This window comes from Variovorax sp. WS11, assembly GCF_010499245.1.
Taxonomy (GTDB): domain Bacteria; phylum Pseudomonadota; class Gammaproteobacteria; order Burkholderiales; family Burkholderiaceae_C; genus Variovorax.
Map to the genome: position 1 here is coordinate 161,811 of NZ_JAAGOW010000002.1, position 17,303 is coordinate 179,113.

Below are 17,303 nucleotides of genomic sequence, written 5' to 3' on the forward strand. Positions count from 1 at the left end.
CCGTAGGACAAGGGCCCGCAGCGCGGCACCCCGACCGCAGCGCGTGGCCCCCGTCGAACGCGCCACTTTGGCACAAGACGCCGGGACGTGCACGGCGGCTGCGTATCATCCGGCGCATGAGCATGCCCCCCTCCCCAGGCCGCCCCAGGATCGTGATCATCGGCTGCGGCTTCGGCGGCCTCGAGGCGGCGCGCAAGCTGCAGCACGCGGCGGTCGACATCACCATCGTCGACAAGACCAACCACCACCTGTTCCAGCCGCTGCTCTACCAGGTCGCGACCGCCGGCCTGGCGGCGCCCTCGATCGCCGCGCCGGCGCGCCTGCTGTTCCGCAGCCAGCCCAACATCACCACCCTCCTCGGGGAAGCGACGCGGATCGATCCCGCCGCGCGCGAAGTCCATCTGGCCGACGGCACCCGCCTGCCCTGGGACCACCTCATCGTGGCCGCCGGCGCGACCCACAGCTACTTCGGGCACGACGACTGGTCGACCCTGGCGCCCGGCCTCAAGACCCTGGCCGATGCTTTCGAGATCCGGCGCCGCATCCTCATGAGCTTCGAGGCCGCCGAGGTCGAGCCCGACCCGGTGCGCCAGCGCGCCCTGCTCACCTTCGCCGTGATCGGCGCCGGCCCGACCGGCGTGGAGATGGCCGGCACGCTGGCCGAGATCGCGCGGCACACCCTCCGCGGCGAGTTCCGCCGCATCGACCCGCGCACGGCCGAGGTGCTGCTGATCGAGGGCGGCCCGCGCGTGCTGCAGGCCATGCCCGAGGTCCTGAGCCAGCGCGCGCTCGAGCAGTTGCAGAAGCTGGGCGTGCAGGTGCGCCTCAACGCCCGCGTGACGGCGGTCACGCCCGGCGGGCTGGAGGTGGAATCGCCCTTCAGCGACGGCGGCGCCGGCACCGGCACCCATCGCATCGCCTGCCATTGCGTGATCTGGGCCGCCGGCGTGGCCGCCTCGCCGCTGGGCCGGCTGCTGGCCGAGGCCACAGGCGCCGAATGCGACCGCGCCGGCCGCGTGAAGGTGCAGCCCGACCTCAGCCTGCCCGGCCATCCGGAGATCAGCGTGGTGGGCGACCTGGCCGCCGCCATGAGCCACCGGCCCCGCAAGGACCCGACGCCCGTGCCCGGCGTCTCGCCCGGTGCCAAGCAGGCGGGCCGCGCCGCGGCGACGAACATCCTGCGCCGCATCGCGGGCAAGGAGACGGTCCCCTTCCGCTACCGCGACTACGGCAACCTCGCCACCATCGGGCGCAACTCGGCCGTGGTCGACCTGGGCACGCCGCTCGGGCCGCTGCGCTTCTCGGGCCGGCTGGCCTGGCTGTTCTGGCTCTTCGCGCACGCCTATTTCCTGATCGGCTTCCGCAACCGCATCGTGGTGCTGATGGACTGGGCCAGCGCCTACTGGAGCTTCCAGCGGCATGCGCGGGTGGTGGCGGAAGTGCGGGGCCGGGGCGAGTCCTGAGCGAGCCGCATCAGTTTCATTGTGTCGAAGCGAAAGGAAGCTTATGAGTACGACGATGGAAGTGGCCAACAAGTTGGTCGCGCTGTGCAAGGAAGGCAAGTTCGAGGAGGTCGTGAGCACGCTGCTGGCCGACGACGTGGTCAGCGTGGAGGCCGCCGCCCCGCCCGGCATGCAGCGGGAAGCGAAGGGCCTCGCGGCCGTCAGGCAGAAGGGTGAATGGTGGACCAGCAACCACGAGGTCCACTCCTTCGAGGTCACGGGGCCCTGGCCGCATGACGATCGCTTCATCGTCGGCTTCCGCTTCGACGTCACCTTCAAGCCCGAGGCCAAGCGCTTCACCATGGACGAGGCGGCGCTCTACACGGTGAAGAACGGCAAGGTCGTGCGCGAGGAGTTCTTCTACGAGATGGGCGGCGTGTAGCGGCCGGTGATCTCGTTCGACGTCTCCCGTATGGGGCGCACGGTGACTGAGCGCACGCCATGATCCACATCCGCGACATCGACCACATCGTGCTGCGCGTCGTCGACCCCGACGCGATGATCCGCTTCTACTGCGACGTGCTCGGCTGCACGGTCGAGCGCCGGCAGGAGGCCATCGGCCTGATCCAGCTGCGCGCCGGACGCTCGATCGTGGATCTCGTGCCCGTCGATGGCGAGTTGGGCCGCGCCGGCGGCGCGCCGCCGGGCCGGGAAGGCCGCAACCTCGACCATTTCTGCCTTCGCGTCGACCCCTTCGATGAAGCGGCGATACGCGGCCATCTCGCGGCCCACGGCGTGCAGGCTGGACCGACCGAAGCGCGCTACGGCGCGGAGGGCCGCGGCCCTTCCATCTACCTCCAGGATCCGGAGGGCAACGTGGTCGAGCTCAAGGGTCCGCCCGATGGCGTCTGAACGGCTGCGCCGGCCTGCCGGCCAGGCGACACTCGCCCTCTTCCTGACTCGCCCTTTGTCCTGATGAAGATTCGCTCTTTCCAGCCCGCCGACGAAACCGGCGTGATCGCCCTCTGGCAGGCCTGCGGCCTCACGCGCCCATGGAACGACCCGCACCGCGACATCCAGCGCAAGCTCGGCGAGCAGCGCGAGCTCTTCCTGGTCGCCATCGGCGACGAAGGTGCGCTCCTCGGCTCCGCGATGGTGGGCTTCGACGGCCACCGCGGCTGGGTCTACTACCTCGCGGTCTCGCCCGGGCACCGGCGCATGGCCATCGGCCGCGCGCTCATGCACGAGGCCGAGCGCTTGCTCATCGAGCGCGGCTGCCCGAAGATCAACCTCCTCGTGCGCTCGTCGAACGCCGAGGTCGTCGCCTTCTACCGCAAGCTCGGCTACACGCAGGACGATGTGATCAGCCTCGGACGCCGTCTCATCCACGATACATGACACAGATCGAACGCAAGCTCCAGTCGCTCGGCCAGGCCCTGCCGCCGCCCCTGCCCATGCCCGCCGGCGTGGTGCTGCCCTTTCCCTGGGTACGCATCGTGGGCAACCGGGCCCTGGTCTCGGGCCACGGCCCGCAGAACGCCGACGGCTCGCTGGCCACGCCGCTCGGCAAGGTCGGGCGGGAGCTCACGCTGGAACAGGGCCACCAGGCGGCGCGCCTGACCGCGCTCGGCATCCTCGCGAGCCTGCAGCGCGCCCTCGGCGACCTGGACCGCATCACGGCCTGGGTGCGCGTGTTCGGCATGGTCAACGCGGCGCCGGGCTTCGACCGCATGCCGGCGGTGATCAACGGCTTCTCGGAACTGATCCTCGAGCTTTACGGGCCCGAAGTCGGCGCTCATGCGCGCAGCGCGGTCGGGCTGGCCGAGCTGCCCTTCGGCATTCCGGTGGAGATCGAGGCGGAGGTCGAATTCCAGCCGTAGTGGATCCGCCCGGCGCAGAATACGTGCTCCGACCCCAGCGATCGCGGAGTACAAAATGAAGAAGCTGTCCTGCCTCGGCACCGCCCTGCTCCTGCTTCCCGGCATCGTCTTCGCCCAGGAGCCGTGCAGGACCCGCAACACCGCCGAGATCAACCAGTGCGCCCAGCAGGCCCTGGCGCGAAAGGACAAGGAGCTCAACGCCGCCTACCAGTCGCTGATGAAGTCGCTCGAGTCCGACGGCAAGAACGACGCCGTCGACTACGCCGGCACCCGCAAGCTGCTGCAGCAGGCGCAGCGGGCGTGGGTCCAGTTCCGCGACAACGACTGCAAGGCCAAGTACATGCTCAACGCCGGCGGCACGGTGCGCGACATCGCCGCGCTCGGCTGCCAGATCGAGCATACCGAGCAGCGGACCAAGCAGCTGAGGGATTGGCTCAAGGCTTGAGGACGCCGGCAGGAGCCATCAGTCGCCCCGCCCAGATACGATTCGCTTGGGCTTCTTGGCTGGGTTCACTTTGGAGGCATCGACGGACATCGGGGCAAGCCTGTCGATCCTGGTTAAACCAACGGTCTTGACTCCGATGGCAGCGCCGGGAAGCCGTTGATCGTCTTGCCCCACTGAACCAATTCCAACCTGCAACTCGAAAGCGATCTCGTAAAAGCCTTCGTGCAAGTCGTGATGCTTGACGAGAATTTCCGCCAGCTCAGTCAGGCTATGCGTGTACCGCTCAACAGACTTAGTGGAGCTGGACATCAAGGCTCTCCCACCGAGTGGTCTGAGTTGAGCTGGCGATTCCCTCGCTCACGGGGGATTCCAGCACCAGGCGATGCAGATGTTCCACCTTCCGGGCTGACGTGCCGCGATCGTTCACGTAGCCGTGGAGAGCCTCGGCGACGATGGCATTCAGCGTGCGACCATCGGTCGCCGCCAACATGGCCAACGCCTTGTGGCACGCTGGCTCGATGCGGACATTGAACACGCCCGTGAACGATTTTTGAGGTGCCTTGCCGATCTGCTTGCAAGTATCGACATAGTCATCCACCGCGGCTTCGAACTCCTGCTGAAGCTTCTTGACCGTCGGAGCCTCGTACGTCACCAGATCCCCAATGAAGAGGATCTTGCCGCGCAGTACGCCGCGTTCCATGTCCAGATCGGCGCTCCCAGCGTAGTCCTTGTATTTGAGGATGGTCATTGTTGATCCTTGAAGCATCTCGTAGCCCACCGATGAAAGCACTGCACGCAACTCATCCCACTTCAGATTGGCGGGGGTCGGCGTTCGGCATAGTTTTTCCAGCGCTTTTTCTTGCTTCGACATGGGCTAGTTCATTGCGAGTCGCAGTGTAACTAGTTTTTAGTGACAAGTGTACCGCCCGCGCCCACGTCAGCCCTTGTTCTCCGCCTCCTGCAGCAACCGCCACATCACCTTCCCGCTCCCGCTCTTCGGCAGCACATCGACGAACTGCACGGCGCGCGGGATCTTGTAGACCGCCATGTTCTCGCGGCACCAGTCGATGATTTCCTGCTCGGTGGTGTTCTTGTGGCTGGCGCGCAGCACCACCACGGCCTTGACCGATTCGCCGCGGTAGGCGTCCTTGGTGGCGATCACGCAGGCTTCCTGGATCGCCGGGTGGCGGAACATCAGCAGCTCGACCTCGGCCGGCCAGACCTTGAAGCCGCTGGCGTTGATCATGCGCTTCAGGCGGTCGGTCATGAAGAAGTAGCCGTCCTCGTCCATGCGGCCCATGTCGCCGGAGCGGAAGAAGCGCTTGCCCTCGAACTCGACGAAAGCCGCCGCGGTCGCATCGGGGCGCTTCCAGTAGCCCTGGAACACCTCGGGTCCGTGGATGATGATCTCGCCCGATTCGCCGATGGGCATCTCCTTCAGCGTGTCGGGATCGACCACGCGCGCGTCGGTGCTCATGAAGGGGATGCCCAGGCACTGCTGCTTGGGGTTCTCGAACGGGTTGGTGTGCGAAGGCGCCGCGGTCTCGGTGAGCCCGTAGCCCTCCTGGTACTTGAGCCCGTACTGCTCGTACAGACGCTGCGCCACCGCCTGCGGCATCGCAGCACCGCCGCCGCCGATGTGGACCAGGCTCGTGAGGTCGAAGCTCGCGAAGTTGGGGCTGCCCAGCAGGTCGATCACCATGGTGGGGATGTTGGTCCAGCTCGTGACCTTGCGGCGCGAGATCAGCCGGCCCGCCACCTCGCGGTCCCAGCGCGGCATGACGACCAGCGTGCCCGCGCTGATGATCACCGTGTGCAGCACGCTCACCACGCCGGTGATGTGGAACATCGGCACCACCGCCAGCACCACCGTCTCCGACGAAGCCAGGCCCCAGAGCTGGCAGGCGTAGGCGTTGTGCATCAGGCTGGAGTGATGGTGGACGCAGCCCTTGGGCAGGCCGGTGGTGCCGCTGGTGTAGGGCAGCAGCGCCATGTCGTTCGCACCCACCTCATGCGCGGGCGGCGCGTGGCCGGCGGCCAGCGCATCGGTCCAGGCCATGACCTCGCCCCCGGCCAGCGCGGGCAGCGGGTGGCGCGTGAACAGCCAGTCGCGCCAGGCCGGCGGCGGCGCCTCGTCGCCCTGCGCCTCGGGGTCGAAGGCATCGGTGAACTGCGTGACGATCAGGTGCGCCAGGCGCTCGCCGGGGGCCAGCGCGTCGCTGGCCTTGGCGAGCTCAGGCGCCAGGTCGCCGGTGGTGATGGCCACCTTGGCCTCCGGATCGGTGATGTAGTGCTTGAGCTCCTCGGCCCGGTTCATCGGGTTGACCGGCACCACCACCGCGTTGGCGCGCAGGATCGCGAAATGCGCGACCACCAGCTGCGGGCAGTTCTGCATGTCCAGCACCACGCGGTCGCCGCGCTTCACGCCCAGCGCGTGCAGCGTGCCCGCCAGCCGCTCGGCCTGCGTCGCCAGCTCGCGGTAGGTGGTCTCGCGGCCGAAGAAGACCAGCGCCGTCTTGTCGGGAAAGCGCTCGGCAGAGGTGGCAAGGTTGTGCCACAGCGAGGTGGCGGGAACGGTGAGCGAGCGAGGCAGGCGCTGCGGCCAGAACTTGTAATGCGGACGATCCATACGGGCTCCAATGGGACGGGCAAGCCTACGATGTCACACGAGCCCGCCCCATCGGGGAAGCCCCGACGGCGTCACATCGGTGACTCCCCGCCGCGAGATGCTCTGTCCAGGCCGGCCGACAGACAGCCGGCCCGTTCTGCCGTACAACGGCGGATCCTTCTTCATCCCCCACCACCGAGGAGCTCACATGGCAGCAGACAAGCGCGCGAGTGTTCACTGGGAAGGCGCCGGCAAGACCGGCAAGGGCCAGATCAGCACCGAGACCGGTGCCCTCAAGAGCTATCCCTACGGCTTCAAGAGCCGCTTCGAGGACGACCGCACCGGCACCAATCCCGAGGAGATCCTCGGCGCTGCGCATGCGGGCTGCCTCACGATGGCCCTGGCCTTCGCACTCGAGGGCGCGGGCTTCACCGCCACTCGCATCGACACCCAGGCCGCGGTGCGCCTGGCCAAAGACGGCCCGGGCTTCAAGATCGACCGTATCCAGCTCGAACTGGAAGCGGTGATTCCCGGCATCGACGAGGCCAAGTTCCAGGAGCTGGCGGCCGGCGCCAAGGCCGGCTGCCCGCTGTCGAAGGCGCTGGCCAGCGTGCCCGAGATCACGCTGAAGGCCACGCTGAAATCTTGAGCAAACGCTGTTTATGATCGTCCGCCCACAGAGGAGACGAACATGAACAGCAGCAGCAAGACACTGGTCGCGGCCTGGTGCCTCGCCGCCTCGGCCGCGGCCCTGGCGGCCTTTCCTGAAAAGCCCGTCAAGATCGTGATCGGCTTTCCGGCCGGCGGCCCGCTGGACCAGCACGCGCGCCTGCTCAGCGACAAGCTGCAGGCCGTGCTCGGGCAGCCGGTATTGATCGACTACAAGCCCGGCGCCGGCGGCTCCGTGGGCGCCGACGCCGTGGCCAAGAGCCCTGCGGACGGCTATACCCTCATGCTCGCCAACACGGGCGTGGCGGTGATCAACGGCGCGCTCTACAGCAAGCTGCCCTACAACACCCTGCGCGACTTCACGCCCATCGCGCGCACTGCGATGCAGCCGCTGGCGCTGCTGGTCACGCCCAAGCTGCCCGTGAACAGCCTCCAGGAGTTCGTGCGCTATGCCAAGGCGCGCCCCGGGCAGATCAACTACGGCTCGGCAGGCAACGGCGGCATCAGCCACTTGGTGCCGGAGATGTTCAAGACCGCCACCGGTCTCTACATGGTCCACATCCCGTATCGGGGCAGCGCGCCCGCCTTTACCGACCTGATGGGCGGCCAGGTGCAGTTCATGGCCGAATCCATTCCGCAAGCGGCCAACTACCACAAGCAGGGCAAGGTGCGGGCGCTGGCCGTTACCAGCGCGGCGCGCAACCCCGCCCTGCCCGACATCCCGACCGTCATCGAGTCCGGCATCAAGGGCTTCGAGGTGGTTGGCTTCTACGGCTTTCTCGCGCCGGCCGGGACGCCGAAGGAGGTGGTCGCGAAGCTCACCGACGCCTTCCGGCAGGTGCTGAGCAATCCGGAGGTGCGCGAGCGCATGACCAGCCAGGGCGCCGACCCGGCCTTCCTGGGCAGCGAGGAGTTCGCTCGCTTCCTGGCCGCGGAGACTCCGCGTTGGGAGAAGGCCGTCAAGGCCTCGGGCGCCAGGATGGACTGATGTTGGGCATCCGGTGCGCCTGATTGGTGCACAGATCTTGCATACAAGCAGGCATGAAACCTGCTGGTATGCAGGCCCATGTCCATCACCGCTCCCGAGATCAGTGCACGCATCATCGAAGCGGTGATGGCGCAGAAGCTCGCCCCGGGCGCGCGCCTGGGCGAGCAGCAGCTCGCGATACTGTTCGACTGCAGCCGCACCATCGTGCGGGAGGCGCTCACGCGCCTGGCGGCGCGCGGTATCGTCACGGTGAGCGCCCGGCGCGGCTGGTACGTGATCGAGCCCTCGCAGGACGAGGCGCGCGAAGCCTTCGAGGCGCGCCGCGTGATCGAGTCCGGCCTGATCCGCAGCGCCGGCCGCATCGGCAAGGACGCGCTGCGCTCGCTCAAGACGCACCTGCAGCGCGAGAAGGCCGCGCTCAAGGGCAGCGACGTCGGAACGCGCAGCTACCTGCTGGGCGACTTCCACGTGTGCCTGGCAGAGTGCCTGGGCAATTCGCTGCTGGCCGACACGCTGCGCGACTTCACCGCGCGCACCACGCTCATCGCCATGCTCTACCAGTCCTCGCACGACGCCGCGCAGTCCTGCGAGGACCATGTGCGCATCGTCGCGGCGCTGGAGCGCGGCGACACCGCCGGCGCCGAGGCGCTGATGGTCGAACACATCGGCACCGTGCAATCGGCCCTGCGCGTGCAAGCCCAGGCCGACCCGCTGGCCCAGCTGCGCGATGCGCTCGCACCGCTTCAGGGCACGCCGCCCGGCGCCAAGCCCAAGGCACAGCTCTTGCGTAGCCGGGGCAAGACCAAGACCCAGGCCTCCGGCGCCACACCCTCACCCGACGACTCTTCGACTTACCTAGGAGCCCTGTTATGAAGATCTCGAAGCGCCAGTTCGCGCTGACCCTCGCCTCGGCCGCCCTGCTCGCCACCGGCGCCGCCCAGGCCCAGAGCGCGCTCGACAACGTGCTGAAATCCAAGACCCTCAAGGTCGCCATTCCCACCGACTACCCGCCCTACGGCTTCGTCGGTCCCGACATGGCGCCCCAGGGCCTCGACGTCGAGATGGCCAAGCTGATCGCCGCCAAGCTGGGCGTCAAGGCCGAGCTGGTGCCCGTCACCAGCGCCAACCGCATCCCCTACCTGCAGACCAAGAAGGCCGACCTCGTGATCTCCACGCTGGGCAAGAACGCCGAGCGCGAGAAGGTGATCGACTTCACCGCCGCCTATGCGCCCTTCTTCCAGGCCGTGTATGCGTCGAAGAACCTCAGCATCAAGGGCTTTGCCGACATGGCCGGCAAGAGCGTGGCCGTGACCCGCGGCGCGATGGAAGACCAGGAGCTCGCCAAGGTGGCGCCGGCCAACGTCGACTACAAGCGCTTCGAGGACAACAACGCCACCATCGCCGCCTTCGTCGCCGGCCAGACGCAGACCATCGCCACCAGCGCGGCCGTGGCCGGCAACATGATGCAGAAGAACCCGCAGCTGGGCGCCGAGTACAAGCTGCTGCTGAAGGACAGCCCCTGCTTCGTCGGCATCGCCAAGGGCGAGGACGCACTGAAGGCCAAGGTCAACGAGATCATCGCGGCAGCCAAGAAAGACGGCACGCTCGATGCCATGTCGAAGAAGTACCTCGGCAAGGAAGCCGGCGACCTGCCCCTCTGACACCGCACCGCCATGGGCATCGAGTTCGACTTCGGGGCCGTGCTCGGCCAATGGCCGCTGCTGGTCAGGGGCATCGTGTGGACGCTGGGCCTCACGCTCGTCGCCACGCTGATCGGCATGGCGGTGGGCATCGCCTGCGCCTGGGCCCGCGCGAGTGGGCCGGCCTGGCTGCGCTGGATCGTCGGCAGCTACGTGGAGCTGATCCGCAACACGCCCTTCATCGTGCAGCTCTTCTTCATCTTCTTCGGACTGCCGGCGGCGGGCTTCAAGCTCTCGCCCGAGGTGGCCTCGGTGATCGCGATGGTGATGAACCTCGGTGCCTACGCCACCGAGATCATCCGCGCCGGCATCGAGGCCACGCCGCGCGGGCAGATCGAAGCCGCCGTGAGCCTGGCGCTGAACAAGGTGCAGGTGTTCACGCGCGTGGTGCTGCCGCCGGCGCTGAAGACGGTCTGGCCCGCGATGGTGAGCCAGATCATCATCGTGATGCTGGGTTCGGCCGTGTGCAGTCAGATCTCGACCGAGGAGCTGAGCTACGCGGCCAACCTGATCCAGAGCCGCAACTTCCGCGCCTTCGAGGCCTTCATCATCGCGACCGTCATCTACCTGGCGCTGTCGGTGTCCGCACGGCGGCTGCTCAACTGGGCAGGGCCGAAGTTCTTCTTCGGTAAATAGGGCCACAGCATGGTCGAGTTCTCCCTCTGGGACATCCTGCGCAACCTGCTGCTGGCCTTGCGCTGGACGGTGGTGCTCTCGCTCATCGCCTTCGTCGGCGGCGGCGTGGTGGGCGGCTTGCTGCTGTTCCTGCGCTTGTCGGGCGGCCGTGTCGCCGAACGGCTGATCGGGCTCTATGTGCAACTGTTCCAGGGCACGCCGCTGCTGATGCAGTTGTTCCTCGCCTACTTCGGCATCGCGCTCTTCGGCATCGAGGTCTCGGCCTGGACCGCGGCTTCGGTGGCGCTCACGCTCTACACCAGCGCCTTCCTCACCGAGATCTGGCGCGGCTGCGTGGCCGCCATCCCCAAGGGCCAGTGGGAGGCCTCGGGCAGCCTGGCGCTGAGCTTCGGCGAGCAGATGCGCCATGTGATCCTGCCGCAGGCCACGCGCATCGCGATCGCGCCCACCGTGGGCTTCCTGGTGCAGGTGATCAAGGGCACGGCGCTGGCCTCGGTGATCGGCTTCGTCGAGCTGACCAAGGCCGGCAGCATGATCTCCAACGCCACCTTCAAGCCCTTCGTGGTCTTCAGCTGCGTGGCCCTGCTCTATTTCGCGCTGTGCTTCCCCGTGAGCCTGTACGCCAAGAACCTCGAAAGGAAGATCCATGGCGCTCGTCGCTGAAGCTCCCGTCGCTGCCGCAGAAACCGCGAGTCTCGCGCCCATTGTCCGCATCACCGCGCTGCGCAAGGCCTATGGCAGCAACGAGGTCCTCAAGGGCATCGACCTCGAGGTCAAGCGCGGCGAGGTCATCGCCATCATCGGCAAGAGCGGCTCGGGCAAGAGCACGCTGCTTCGCTGCATCAACGGTCTCGAAGCGTTCCAGGAAGGCTCGCTCACGGTCGACGGCAAGCCGCTGCTGCACGAGAGCGCGATGGCGATGCGCGAGCTGCGGCAGCACGTGGGCATGATCTTCCAGAGCTTCAACCTGTTCCCGCATCTCTCGGTGGGCCGCAACGTGATGCTGGCGCCGACGCTGGTGAAGAAGCGCAGCAGCCTGGAAGCCGCCTCGCAGGCCCGCAAGCTGCTCACCCGCGTGGGCCTGGAGCAGAAGTTCGACGCCATGCCCGACCAGCTCTCGGGCGGCCAGCAGCAGCGCGTGGCCATCGCACGCGCCCTGGCGATGGAGCCTGCCGTGCTGCTGTGCGACGAGATCACCTCGGCGCTCGACCCGGAGCTCGTGGGCGAGGTGCTGCGCGTCGTCGAGTCGCTCGCCGACGAGGGCATGACGCTCCTGATGGTGACGCACGAGATGAGCTTCGCGCGCAAGGTCAGCGACCGCGTGATCTTCATGCACCAGGGACGCGTGCACGAGATGGGGCCGCCGGCCGAGCTGTTCGGCAATCCGCAGACGCCCGAGCTGAAACAGTTCCTTTCGTCGCTTCACGATTGAACCATCGGGCTGTGGCAAGCTCGCAGCGGTATGCAGTACCGCTCCTTCTTGCCGCCGTCCCGCCGCCTTGTTCTGCGCGCCCTGCTCGGTGGCGCCGCATCCGCCCCCATCGCAGCGCTGGCGGGCTTCAACTTCTTCACCAGCGAATACACCGCGAGCCGCGAGGAGCTGCAGGCGCAGATCGCCAAACGCTTCCCGGTGCAGCAGCGCTATGCCGAGATCTTCACCGTCGCCTTGCGTGATCCGCAGCTGGGCCTGGACGCCCGCGCCAATCGTGCCGCGATCACGGCTGTGCTGAGCATCGCGAGTCCGCTCTTGCGGCCCTCGACCGTGGAGGGCGTGGTCTCGGTCAGCAGCGCGCTCAGGTACGACGTACCGGCCCGCGCGCTGCGGCTCGATCAGCCCAAGGCCGAGCGGCTCGAGCTGCAGGGCGTGACCGGGCGCGATGCCGAGCGCCTGCAGCAGATCGGCGCCGTGGTCGCGCAGGAGCTGCTGCGCGACCAGCCGCTGCGCACCTTCACCGCCGAAGAACTGACGGTGGGGCGCAAGACCTACGAGATCGGTGACATCACGGTGCAACAGGACGGCATCAAGGTTCAATTGAAATGAAGCTCATCCACTGCGCACCCTGGCTGCTCGCCGCATCGCTGCTCGCTGCATGCTCGGCAATTGCGCCCACGCCGACGCGCGACTTCGACCTCCAGGCCCACCGCGGCGGCCGCGCGCTCGCGCCGGAGAACACGCTGGCCGCCTTCGACAACGCGATGGAGTTGGGTGTGACCACGCTCGAACTCGACATCGGGCTCACCGCCGACGGCGTGGTGGTGATCTCGCACGACACGGTGCTCAACCCCGAGCACACGCGCGATGCGAGCGGCGCCTTCCTCACTGCCAAGGGCCCGGCAATCCACGCGCTGACGCTCGCGCAGTTGCAGGCCTACGACGTCGGACGCATCGACCCCGCCACCAACTACGGCAAGCAGTTCGCCCTGCAGGTGCCGCGCGACGGCGAGCGCATCCCGACGCTGGCCGCGCTCTTCGAGCGGGTGCGCGCACGCGGCGCGACGCAGGTGCGCTTCAACATCGAGACCAAGCTGGACCCGAGCCGGCCCGAGGAGACCGCAGCACCGGACCCGATGGTGCGCGCGCTGCTGGCCGAGATCGACAAGGCCGGCATGGGTCCGCGCGTGACCGTGCAGAGCTTCGACTGGCGCACGCTGGCCCTCGTCGGCCAGTGGGCGCCGCAGCTGCAGCGCGCCTATCTCACGACCGGCCGCACGCTCAGGGACCCGCGCTGGACGTCCGGCCTGCGGCTCGAGGACTTCGGCTCGGCGCCGCGCCTGGTGAAGGCCGCGGTCGGCAACAGCCCGGGCCCGGTGATCTGGTCGCCGGCCTTCGCCGACCTCACGGCCGCGCAGGTCCAGGAGGCGCAGGCGCTGGGCTTCCATGTCGTGCCCTGGACAGTGAACCAGCGCGCCGACATGGCGAAGCTGATGGACTGGAAGGTCGATGGCCTCATCACCGACGACCCGGCCCTGCTGCGCGACCTGATGCGCGAGCGACGCATGCCGCTGCCGGCGCCTGCGAAGCCCTGAGCGTTCTCGCGGCAGCGACACTAGACGTGGCGCGTGGCCCGGGTCCCGCGCGCCTCGCCCGAGGGCTGCGCGTCGGCGCGCGCATGCAGCGTCTCGATGATGTGGCATTGCGCATCGCTGCCGTCGCAGCAGTCGCGCAATGCGATCAGCTCCTTCTCGAGCGAGCGCAACTCGCGCAGGCGCTCGCGCACATGGCCCAGGTGCGTGTCGAGCGCCACGTTGGCGGCGGCGCAGTCGGCCTTGCTGCGCAGGTCCAGCCCGAGCAGCGCGCGCACCTCGTCCAGCGACATGTCCATGGCGCGGCACAGTCGGATGAAGCGCAGCCGGTGCACGTCGGCATCGGTGTAGAGCCGGTAGCTGTTGTCGCCGCGGGCCTGCGGTGCGACCAGGCCCTCCTTCTCGTAGTAGCGGATGTTGGTGGCGCTCAGGCCGCTTCGGGCCGCGGCATCGCCGATGCGGTAACCCTGATCTGAGGGCGGGATTGCGACAGGCATGGGTTGACCTTCCAGTGACTTCAAGCTTTCCAATGCTGCCATCACTGGAGAAACCATGTCTGCGAGCTGCTGCGAACACGATCACGACCACGAACACCTCACCGCCACCGACACCCCGCGCTACCGGCGCGTGCTGTGGGTGGCGTTGGCCCTCAATGCGGCGATGTTCGCGGTCGAGATCGGTGCCGGCTTCCGTTCGGGCTCGGTCTCGCTGCTGGCCGATGCGATCGACTTCTTCGGCGATGCGGCCAACTACGGCGTGACGCTCGCCGTGCTCTCGATGGGCCTCGCCTGGCGCGCTCGCGCGGCCGTGCTCAAGGGACTCAGCATGGTGGGCTTCGGGCTCTTCGTGGCCGGCAAGACGCTGTGGTCGGCGACGCAAGGCGTGCCGCCCGAGGCGGTGACCATGGGGCTGGTGGGCGCGCTGGCGCTGGGGGTGAACGTGGCGGTCGCCCTCATGCTCTACGCCTTCCGGGAGGGCGACGCCAACATGCGCAGCGTCTGGCTGTGCTCGCGCAACGATGCCATCGGCAACGTGGCGGTGATGCTCGCGGCCCTCGGCGTCTTCGGCACCGGCACGGCCTGGCCCGACCTGGCGGTGGCCGCGGTGATGGCGGCGCTGGCGCTCAGCGGTGGCTGGTCGGTGCTGCGGCAGGCACGCGGCGAGCTCGGCCGCGCTGATGCGGGCCGGGCGAAGCGCGCCTGAGCCGCCGGGCCGCTCCCCAGGCGAATAGCACCGCAGCCGAAGGCGAAGGTACTCCAGTGAGCCGCCGGGCCGGCGGTTCCATAATCGTCGGCGATGTCCCATCAGCCCTCCTCTCCTTCCTCTTCCCCGGCGCCGCGCGCGGGCGCCATCACCGACGTCGCCGGCATCGAGGTCGGCCATTTCAGCGACCCGCGCCGGCCCACCGGCTGCACCGTGATCCTGGCGCGCGAAGGCGCCGTGGCCGGCGTGGACGTGCGCGGCGCCGCGCCCGGCACGCGCGAAACCGACCTGCTCGCGCCCGGCAACTTCGTCCAGCAGGTGCATGCCGTAATGCTCGCGGGCGGCAGCGCCTGGGGCCTGGCGGCGGCCGAGGGCGCGATGCGCTGGCTGGAGGAGCGCGGCATCGGCCTCGACGTGCGCTTCGGCACGCTGCCGATCGTGCCGGCGGCCGTGCTCTTCGACCTGCCGCTCGGCGACGCGCGCATCCGGCCCGATGCTGCGGCCGGTTACGCAGCCTGCGAGGCCGCATCGGCGGCGGCGCCGGCCGAGGGCAATGTCGGCGCCGGCAGCGGCGCACTGGTGGGCAAGCTCTTCGGCGTGCACCGGGCGATGAAGGGCGGCATCGGCACCGCCTCGGTCACCGTCAATGGCGTGACCGTCGGCGCCCTGATCGCCTGCAACGCGCTGGGCGATGTGCTCGACCCCGACACCGCGCAGGTGGTGGCCGGCGCCCGCACCGAGGACGGCCGGTCGCTGCTCGACACCCGCCGCGCCCTGCTGCACGGCGAGCTGCCGCAGCCGCTGCTGGCGGGCACCAACACCACGCTGGGCGTGGTTGCCACCGACGCCCGACTCACCAAGGTGCAGGCGAACCGCCTCGCGGCCGTGGCCCACGACGGCCTGGCGCGCGCGATCAACCCGGTGCACACCATGAGCGACGGCGACACCCTGTTCGCGCTCGCCACCGGGCGCGTGCCGCTCGAGGGCGACGCGCCGGGGATGACGGTGCTGGGCACGATGGCGGCGGAAGTCGTGGCGCGGGCGACGCTGCGGGCGGTGCTGGCGGCGCGCACGGTGCGGGTTGCGGGGAGCGTGTTTCCGAGCGCGTCGGAGCTGGGTTAGACGCACTTCTCGACCGTCGGGCACGGCCGCAGGCCAGAAATGTGGCGGGCGGGGCAGATCCTCGCGATCACGCGCCGACGCAGTTCGCTCAACGGGCGCGCGAAACGGTCTTGGACTTCAGGGCCACACCGACGCGCCGTCCAGCCCGGCCGTCTCCGGTAGGCCGCACATCAGATTCGCGTTCTGCACGGCCTGGCCGGCCGCGCCCTTGCCGAGGTTGTCCACAACGCCCATCGCAATCACAAGCTCGCGCTCCGGATCGGCGGCGTAACTGACGAACGCAAGGTTCGAGCCGGTGGCCCATTTCGTGTGCGGCGGCTTGTCCGTCACGCGGACGAATGGCCGCCCGGCGTAGAACTGCCTAGCCGCGTCGAAGCATTCTCGCTCGTCACCCGGCCACGGCAGTAGATCGTAGCGAGGATGCCGCGGGTCATCGGCACGAGGTGGGGTGTGAACACCAGCCCGCCCGAGTTGCCCCCGCCGCTCAGGCGCCCGATCGTTTTCTCAATCTCGGGCATATGGACATGCTTGAGCAGGCCGTAGGGCGCCAAGTCCTCGTTCACATCGGCGTAGCCGAACTTGTTGTCGCCGCCGCCCCGGCCGGCGCCGGAGACGCCGGTCTTGACGTCGATCACTATGTTGCTCGGCTCGATCAGTTTGTCGGCCAGCAGCGGTGCCAGCGCGATCAGCGAGGCCGCGGGGAAGCAGCCGGGGTTGGCGATGCGGCTCCTGCCTTGATCTGCTCGGGCCACACGTCGGCCAAGCCGTAAGCCCAGCCCTCGGCGTAGCGATGGTCGCCACCGATGTCAACGATCTTCACTTCCTTCGGTACGCACGCCAGTGCGTCGGCCGAAGCGCCGGTCGGCAGCGACGCGAACAGCACGTCGAGCTTCGGCAGTGCGCTCGGGTCCCACTTCTCGATCACAAGATCGGCCAGCTTGGCCGGTGCGCCAGGAAAGCGGTCGCAAAGGCGGCTACCCGCACTGCCATCGCCAGCGGCATAGACCAGTTCGAACGACGGGTGGCTCGCGACGAGGCGCATCGCCTCACCGCCGCCGTAGCCGCTGATCCCGACGATGCCGACGCGAATACTCATGGTGCTGCTCTGTCGCTGGTATGAGCGGCAAAGTGTAGCGGGGCCAGTCACACCCAACGCAGCTGAGTCCGGCCGAAGATGGCTTCGACCTCACCCATGGAGACGATCGCAGTGGAGCAGATGGATCACACGCCCCATCGCTTCCAGGGTCTGCGGACGATGGGCGATCACGATGCGCGTGATATCCAGGTGCTGCACCGCGCTGTTGACCACGCTTTCGGTCGCAGTGTCCAGATGGCTCGTCGCTTCGTCCAGCAACAAAATCCGCGGGCGCTTGTAAAGCGCCCGTGCCAGCACAACCCGTTGGCGTTGACCACCCGACAAGGCGCTTCCCATGTCTCCGACGAGCGTGCTGTAGCCCATCGGCATGCGAGCAATCTCGTCATGCACGGAAGCCAGCTGCGCGACCTCTTCGATGCGAGCGTGATCGGGCTGGGCATCGAACAGGCAGATGTTCTCGGCGATCGAGCCGGCGAACAGGCGGTCGTCT

The 17,303-nt window shown here is 68.3% G+C and carries 25 protein-coding genes; 17 read left to right on the top strand and 8 right to left on the bottom strand.

Going from position 1 to position 17,303, the window contains the following annotated elements:
- Positions 1 to 116: 116 nt before the first annotated feature.
- From GXN78_RS21280 to GXN78_RS21305, 6 genes are all read left to right on the top strand, one after another.
- Positions 117 to 1,463: an NAD(P)/FAD-dependent oxidoreductase gene (locus GXN78_RS21280; protein WP_106558683.1), complete on the top strand. Its 1,347-nt coding sequence runs from the start codon at positions 117 to 119 to the stop codon at positions 1,461 to 1,463.
- Between the two features lie 43 nt (positions 1,464 to 1,506).
- Complete coding sequence (locus tag GXN78_RS21285) at positions 1,507 to 1,884, top strand: nuclear transport factor 2 family protein (RefSeq protein WP_106558682.1); 378 nt, start codon at positions 1,507 to 1,509, stop codon at positions 1,882 to 1,884.
- A 59-nt stretch (positions 1,885 to 1,943) separates the two neighbouring features.
- On the top strand, positions 1,944 to 2,354 hold the full coding sequence (locus GXN78_RS21290; RefSeq protein WP_106558681.1) for a VOC family protein: 411 nt from the start codon (positions 1,944 to 1,946) through the stop codon (positions 2,352 to 2,354).
- 63 nt (positions 2,355 to 2,417) lie between these two features.
- Positions 2,418 to 2,840: a GNAT family acetyltransferase gene (locus GXN78_RS21295; protein WP_106558680.1), complete on the top strand. Its 423-nt coding sequence runs from the start codon at positions 2,418 to 2,420 to the stop codon at positions 2,838 to 2,840.
- Positions 2,837 to 3,322, top strand: a complete 486-nt coding sequence (locus GXN78_RS21300) for a RidA family protein (protein WP_106558679.1) — start codon at positions 2,837 to 2,839, stop codon at positions 3,320 to 3,322. Before GXN78_RS21295 ends, GXN78_RS21300 begins: the two co-directional genes overlap by 4 nt.
- Positions 3,323 to 3,377: 55 nt before the next feature.
- A complete protein-coding gene (locus GXN78_RS21305) occupies positions 3,378 to 3,767 on the top strand; it encodes a lysozyme inhibitor LprI family protein (RefSeq protein WP_164255615.1) in 390 nt (129 codons plus the stop codon).
- An 18-nt stretch (positions 3,768 to 3,785) separates the two neighbouring features.
- On the opposite strand, the gene GXN78_RS21310 is transcribed toward GXN78_RS21305, so the two are convergent.
- From GXN78_RS21310 to GXN78_RS21320, 3 genes are all read right to left on the bottom strand, one after another.
- Complete coding sequence (locus GXN78_RS21310; protein WP_106558677.1) at positions 3,786 to 4,076, bottom strand: hypothetical protein; 291 nt, start codon at positions 4,074 to 4,076, stop codon at positions 3,786 to 3,788.
- Complete coding sequence (locus tag GXN78_RS21315; RefSeq protein WP_106558676.1) at positions 4,060 to 4,638, bottom strand: type II toxin-antitoxin system HicB family antitoxin; 579 nt, start codon at positions 4,636 to 4,638, stop codon at positions 4,060 to 4,062. The genes GXN78_RS21310 and GXN78_RS21315 overlap by 17 nt, the downstream gene beginning before the upstream one ends.
- A gap of 66 nt (positions 4,639 to 4,704) precedes the next feature.
- The gene (locus tag GXN78_RS21320) at positions 4,705 to 6,396 is read right to left on the bottom strand and encodes a long-chain fatty acid--CoA ligase (protein WP_106558675.1); all 1,692 of its coding nucleotides are present in this window, start codon (positions 6,394 to 6,396) and stop codon (positions 4,705 to 4,707) included.
- A 187-nt stretch (positions 6,397 to 6,583) separates the two neighbouring features.
- Between GXN78_RS21320 and GXN78_RS21325 the strand changes: the two genes are divergently transcribed.
- The 9 genes from GXN78_RS21325 to GXN78_RS21365 all read left to right on the top strand — a co-directional run bounded on the left by GXN78_RS21325 (position 6,584) and on the right by GXN78_RS21365 (position 13,395).
- Positions 6,584 to 7,024 carry an OsmC family protein gene (locus tag GXN78_RS21325; RefSeq protein WP_106558674.1) on the top strand — a complete coding sequence of 147 codons (441 nt, stop codon included), beginning with the start codon at positions 6,584 to 6,586 and terminating at the stop codon, positions 7,022 to 7,024.
- 42 nt (positions 7,025 to 7,066) lie between these two features.
- On the top strand, positions 7,067 to 8,032 hold the full coding sequence (locus GXN78_RS21330; RefSeq protein ID WP_106558673.1) for a tripartite tricarboxylate transporter substrate binding protein: 966 nt from the start codon (positions 7,067 to 7,069) through the stop codon (positions 8,030 to 8,032).
- A 78-nt stretch (positions 8,033 to 8,110) separates the two neighbouring features.
- Positions 8,111 to 8,905, top strand: coding sequence for a GntR family transcriptional regulator (locus GXN78_RS21335; RefSeq protein ID WP_106558672.1), 795 nt, complete (start codon positions 8,111 to 8,113; stop codon positions 8,903 to 8,905).
- Positions 8,902 to 9,693 (top strand): transporter substrate-binding domain-containing protein, encoded by a 792-nt coding sequence (locus GXN78_RS21340; RefSeq protein ID WP_106558671.1) that lies wholly within the window; start codon positions 8,902 to 8,904, stop codon positions 9,691 to 9,693. The genes GXN78_RS21335 and GXN78_RS21340 overlap by 4 nt, the downstream gene beginning before the upstream one ends.
- Positions 9,694 to 9,705: 12 nt before the next feature.
- Positions 9,706 to 10,368 (top strand): amino acid ABC transporter permease, encoded by a 663-nt coding sequence (locus tag GXN78_RS21345; RefSeq protein ID WP_106558670.1) that lies wholly within the window; start codon positions 9,706 to 9,708, stop codon positions 10,366 to 10,368.
- 9 nt (positions 10,369 to 10,377) lie between these two features.
- Positions 10,378 to 11,031, top strand: a complete 654-nt coding sequence (locus GXN78_RS21350) for an amino acid ABC transporter permease (protein WP_106558669.1) — start codon at positions 10,378 to 10,380, stop codon at positions 11,029 to 11,031.
- Positions 11,015 to 11,800 carry an amino acid ABC transporter ATP-binding protein gene (locus GXN78_RS21355; protein ID WP_106558668.1) on the top strand — a complete coding sequence of 262 codons (786 nt, stop codon included), beginning with the start codon at positions 11,015 to 11,017 and terminating at the stop codon, positions 11,798 to 11,800. Before GXN78_RS21350 ends, GXN78_RS21355 begins: the two co-directional genes overlap by 17 nt.
- A gap of 30 nt (positions 11,801 to 11,830) precedes the next feature.
- Positions 11,831 to 12,409, top strand: a complete 579-nt coding sequence (locus GXN78_RS21360) for a DUF1439 domain-containing protein (RefSeq protein WP_106558667.1) — start codon at positions 11,831 to 11,833, stop codon at positions 12,407 to 12,409.
- Complete coding sequence (locus tag GXN78_RS21365; RefSeq protein WP_106558666.1) at positions 12,406 to 13,395, top strand: glycerophosphodiester phosphodiesterase; 990 nt, start codon at positions 12,406 to 12,408, stop codon at positions 13,393 to 13,395. Before GXN78_RS21360 ends, GXN78_RS21365 begins: the two co-directional genes overlap by 4 nt.
- Before the next feature lie 20 nt (positions 13,396 to 13,415).
- On the opposite strand, the gene GXN78_RS21370 is transcribed toward GXN78_RS21365, so the two are convergent.
- On the bottom strand, positions 13,416 to 13,889 hold the full coding sequence (locus GXN78_RS21370; protein WP_106558665.1) for a Cd(II)/Pb(II)-responsive transcriptional regulator: 474 nt from the start codon (positions 13,887 to 13,889) through the stop codon (positions 13,416 to 13,418).
- A gap of 55 nt (positions 13,890 to 13,944) precedes the next feature.
- Between GXN78_RS21370 and GXN78_RS21375 the strand changes: the two genes are divergently transcribed.
- Together GXN78_RS21375 and GXN78_RS21380 are read left to right on the top strand one after the other, a co-directional pair.
- The gene (locus GXN78_RS21375) at positions 13,945 to 14,595 is read left to right on the top strand and encodes a cation diffusion facilitator family transporter (RefSeq protein WP_106558664.1); all 651 of its coding nucleotides are present in this window, start codon (positions 13,945 to 13,947) and stop codon (positions 14,593 to 14,595) included.
- A gap of 93 nt (positions 14,596 to 14,688) precedes the next feature.
- Complete coding sequence (locus GXN78_RS21380) at positions 14,689 to 15,717, top strand: P1 family peptidase (protein ID WP_106558663.1); 1,029 nt, start codon at positions 14,689 to 14,691, stop codon at positions 15,715 to 15,717.
- 117 nt (positions 15,718 to 15,834) lie between these two features.
- Here the strand turns inward: GXN78_RS21380 and GXN78_RS41360 are convergent, their stop codons facing one another.
- The 4 genes from GXN78_RS41360 to GXN78_RS41375 all read right to left on the bottom strand — a co-directional run bounded on the left by GXN78_RS41360 (position 15,835) and on the right by GXN78_RS41375 (position 17,293).
- Entirely contained in the window at positions 15,835 to 16,047 is a 213-nt protein-coding gene (locus GXN78_RS41360) for a hypothetical protein (protein WP_239142843.1), read from the bottom strand.
- Positions 16,044 to 16,469, bottom strand: a complete 426-nt coding sequence (locus GXN78_RS41365; RefSeq protein ID WP_239142844.1) for an Asd/ArgC dimerization domain-containing protein — start codon at positions 16,467 to 16,469, stop codon at positions 16,044 to 16,046. Before GXN78_RS41365 ends, GXN78_RS41360 begins: the two co-directional genes overlap by 4 nt.
- On the bottom strand, positions 16,403 to 16,813 hold the full coding sequence (locus GXN78_RS41370) for a hypothetical protein (RefSeq protein WP_239142845.1): 411 nt from the start codon (positions 16,811 to 16,813) through the stop codon (positions 16,403 to 16,405). The genes GXN78_RS41365 and GXN78_RS41370 overlap by 67 nt, the downstream gene beginning before the upstream one ends.
- Before the next feature lie 90 nt (positions 16,814 to 16,903).
- Positions 16,904 to 17,293, bottom strand: coding sequence for an ATP-binding cassette domain-containing protein (locus GXN78_RS41375; RefSeq protein WP_343231030.1), 390 nt, complete (start codon positions 17,291 to 17,293; stop codon positions 16,904 to 16,906).
- Between the last annotated feature and the right edge of the window lie 10 nt (positions 17,294 to 17,303).

Excerpts from the sequence above, each read along its gene's own strand:
- GXN78_RS21280 (WP_106558683.1), top strand. The coding sequence starts at position 117 with ATGAGCATGCCCCCCTCCCCAGGCCGCCCCAGGATCGTGATCATCGGC.
- GXN78_RS21285 (WP_106558682.1), top strand. The coding sequence starts at position 1,507 with ATGAGTACGACGATGGAAGTGGCCAACAAGTTGGTCGCGCTGTGCAAG.
- GXN78_RS21290 (WP_106558681.1), top strand. The coding sequence starts at position 1,944 with ATGATCCACATCCGCGACATCGACCACATCGTGCTGCGCGTCGTCGAC.
- GXN78_RS21295 (WP_106558680.1), top strand. The coding sequence starts at position 2,418 with ATGAAGATTCGCTCTTTCCAGCCCGCCGACGAAACCGGCGTGATCGCC.
- GXN78_RS21300 (WP_106558679.1), top strand. The coding sequence starts at position 2,837 with ATGACACAGATCGAACGCAAGCTCCAGTCGCTCGGCCAGGCCCTGCCG.
- GXN78_RS21305 (WP_164255615.1), top strand. The coding sequence starts at position 3,378 with ATGAAGAAGCTGTCCTGCCTCGGCACCGCCCTGCTCCTGCTTCCCGGC.
- GXN78_RS21310 (WP_106558677.1), bottom strand. The coding sequence starts at position 4,076 with ATGTCCAGCTCCACTAAGTCTGTTGAGCGGTACACGCATAGCCTGACT.
- GXN78_RS21315 (WP_106558676.1), bottom strand. The coding sequence starts at position 4,638 with ATGTCGAAGCAAGAAAAAGCGCTGGAAAAACTATGCCGAACGCCGACC.
- GXN78_RS21320 (WP_106558675.1), bottom strand. The coding sequence starts at position 6,396 with ATGGATCGTCCGCATTACAAGTTCTGGCCGCAGCGCCTGCCTCGCTCG.
- GXN78_RS21325 (WP_106558674.1), top strand. The coding sequence starts at position 6,584 with ATGGCAGCAGACAAGCGCGCGAGTGTTCACTGGGAAGGCGCCGGCAAG.
- GXN78_RS21330 (WP_106558673.1), top strand. The coding sequence starts at position 7,067 with ATGAACAGCAGCAGCAAGACACTGGTCGCGGCCTGGTGCCTCGCCGCC.
- GXN78_RS21335 (WP_106558672.1), top strand. The coding sequence starts at position 8,111 with ATGTCCATCACCGCTCCCGAGATCAGTGCACGCATCATCGAAGCGGTG.
- GXN78_RS21340 (WP_106558671.1), top strand. The coding sequence starts at position 8,902 with ATGAAGATCTCGAAGCGCCAGTTCGCGCTGACCCTCGCCTCGGCCGCC.
- GXN78_RS21345 (WP_106558670.1), top strand. The coding sequence starts at position 9,706 with ATGGGCATCGAGTTCGACTTCGGGGCCGTGCTCGGCCAATGGCCGCTG.
- GXN78_RS21350 (WP_106558669.1), top strand. The coding sequence starts at position 10,378 with ATGGTCGAGTTCTCCCTCTGGGACATCCTGCGCAACCTGCTGCTGGCC.
- GXN78_RS21355 (WP_106558668.1), top strand. The coding sequence starts at position 11,015 with ATGGCGCTCGTCGCTGAAGCTCCCGTCGCTGCCGCAGAAACCGCGAGT.
- GXN78_RS21360 (WP_106558667.1), top strand. The coding sequence starts at position 11,831 with ATGCAGTACCGCTCCTTCTTGCCGCCGTCCCGCCGCCTTGTTCTGCGC.
- GXN78_RS21365 (WP_106558666.1), top strand. The coding sequence starts at position 12,406 with ATGAAGCTCATCCACTGCGCACCCTGGCTGCTCGCCGCATCGCTGCTC.
- GXN78_RS21370 (WP_106558665.1), bottom strand. The coding sequence starts at position 13,889 with ATGCCTGTCGCAATCCCGCCCTCAGATCAGGGTTACCGCATCGGCGAT.
- GXN78_RS21375 (WP_106558664.1), top strand. The coding sequence starts at position 13,945 with ATGTCTGCGAGCTGCTGCGAACACGATCACGACCACGAACACCTCACC.
- GXN78_RS21380 (WP_106558663.1), top strand. The coding sequence starts at position 14,689 with ATGTCCCATCAGCCCTCCTCTCCTTCCTCTTCCCCGGCGCCGCGCGCG.
- GXN78_RS41370 (WP_239142845.1), bottom strand. The coding sequence starts at position 16,813 with ATGAGTATTCGCGTCGGCATCGTCGGGATCAGCGGCTACGGCGGCGGT.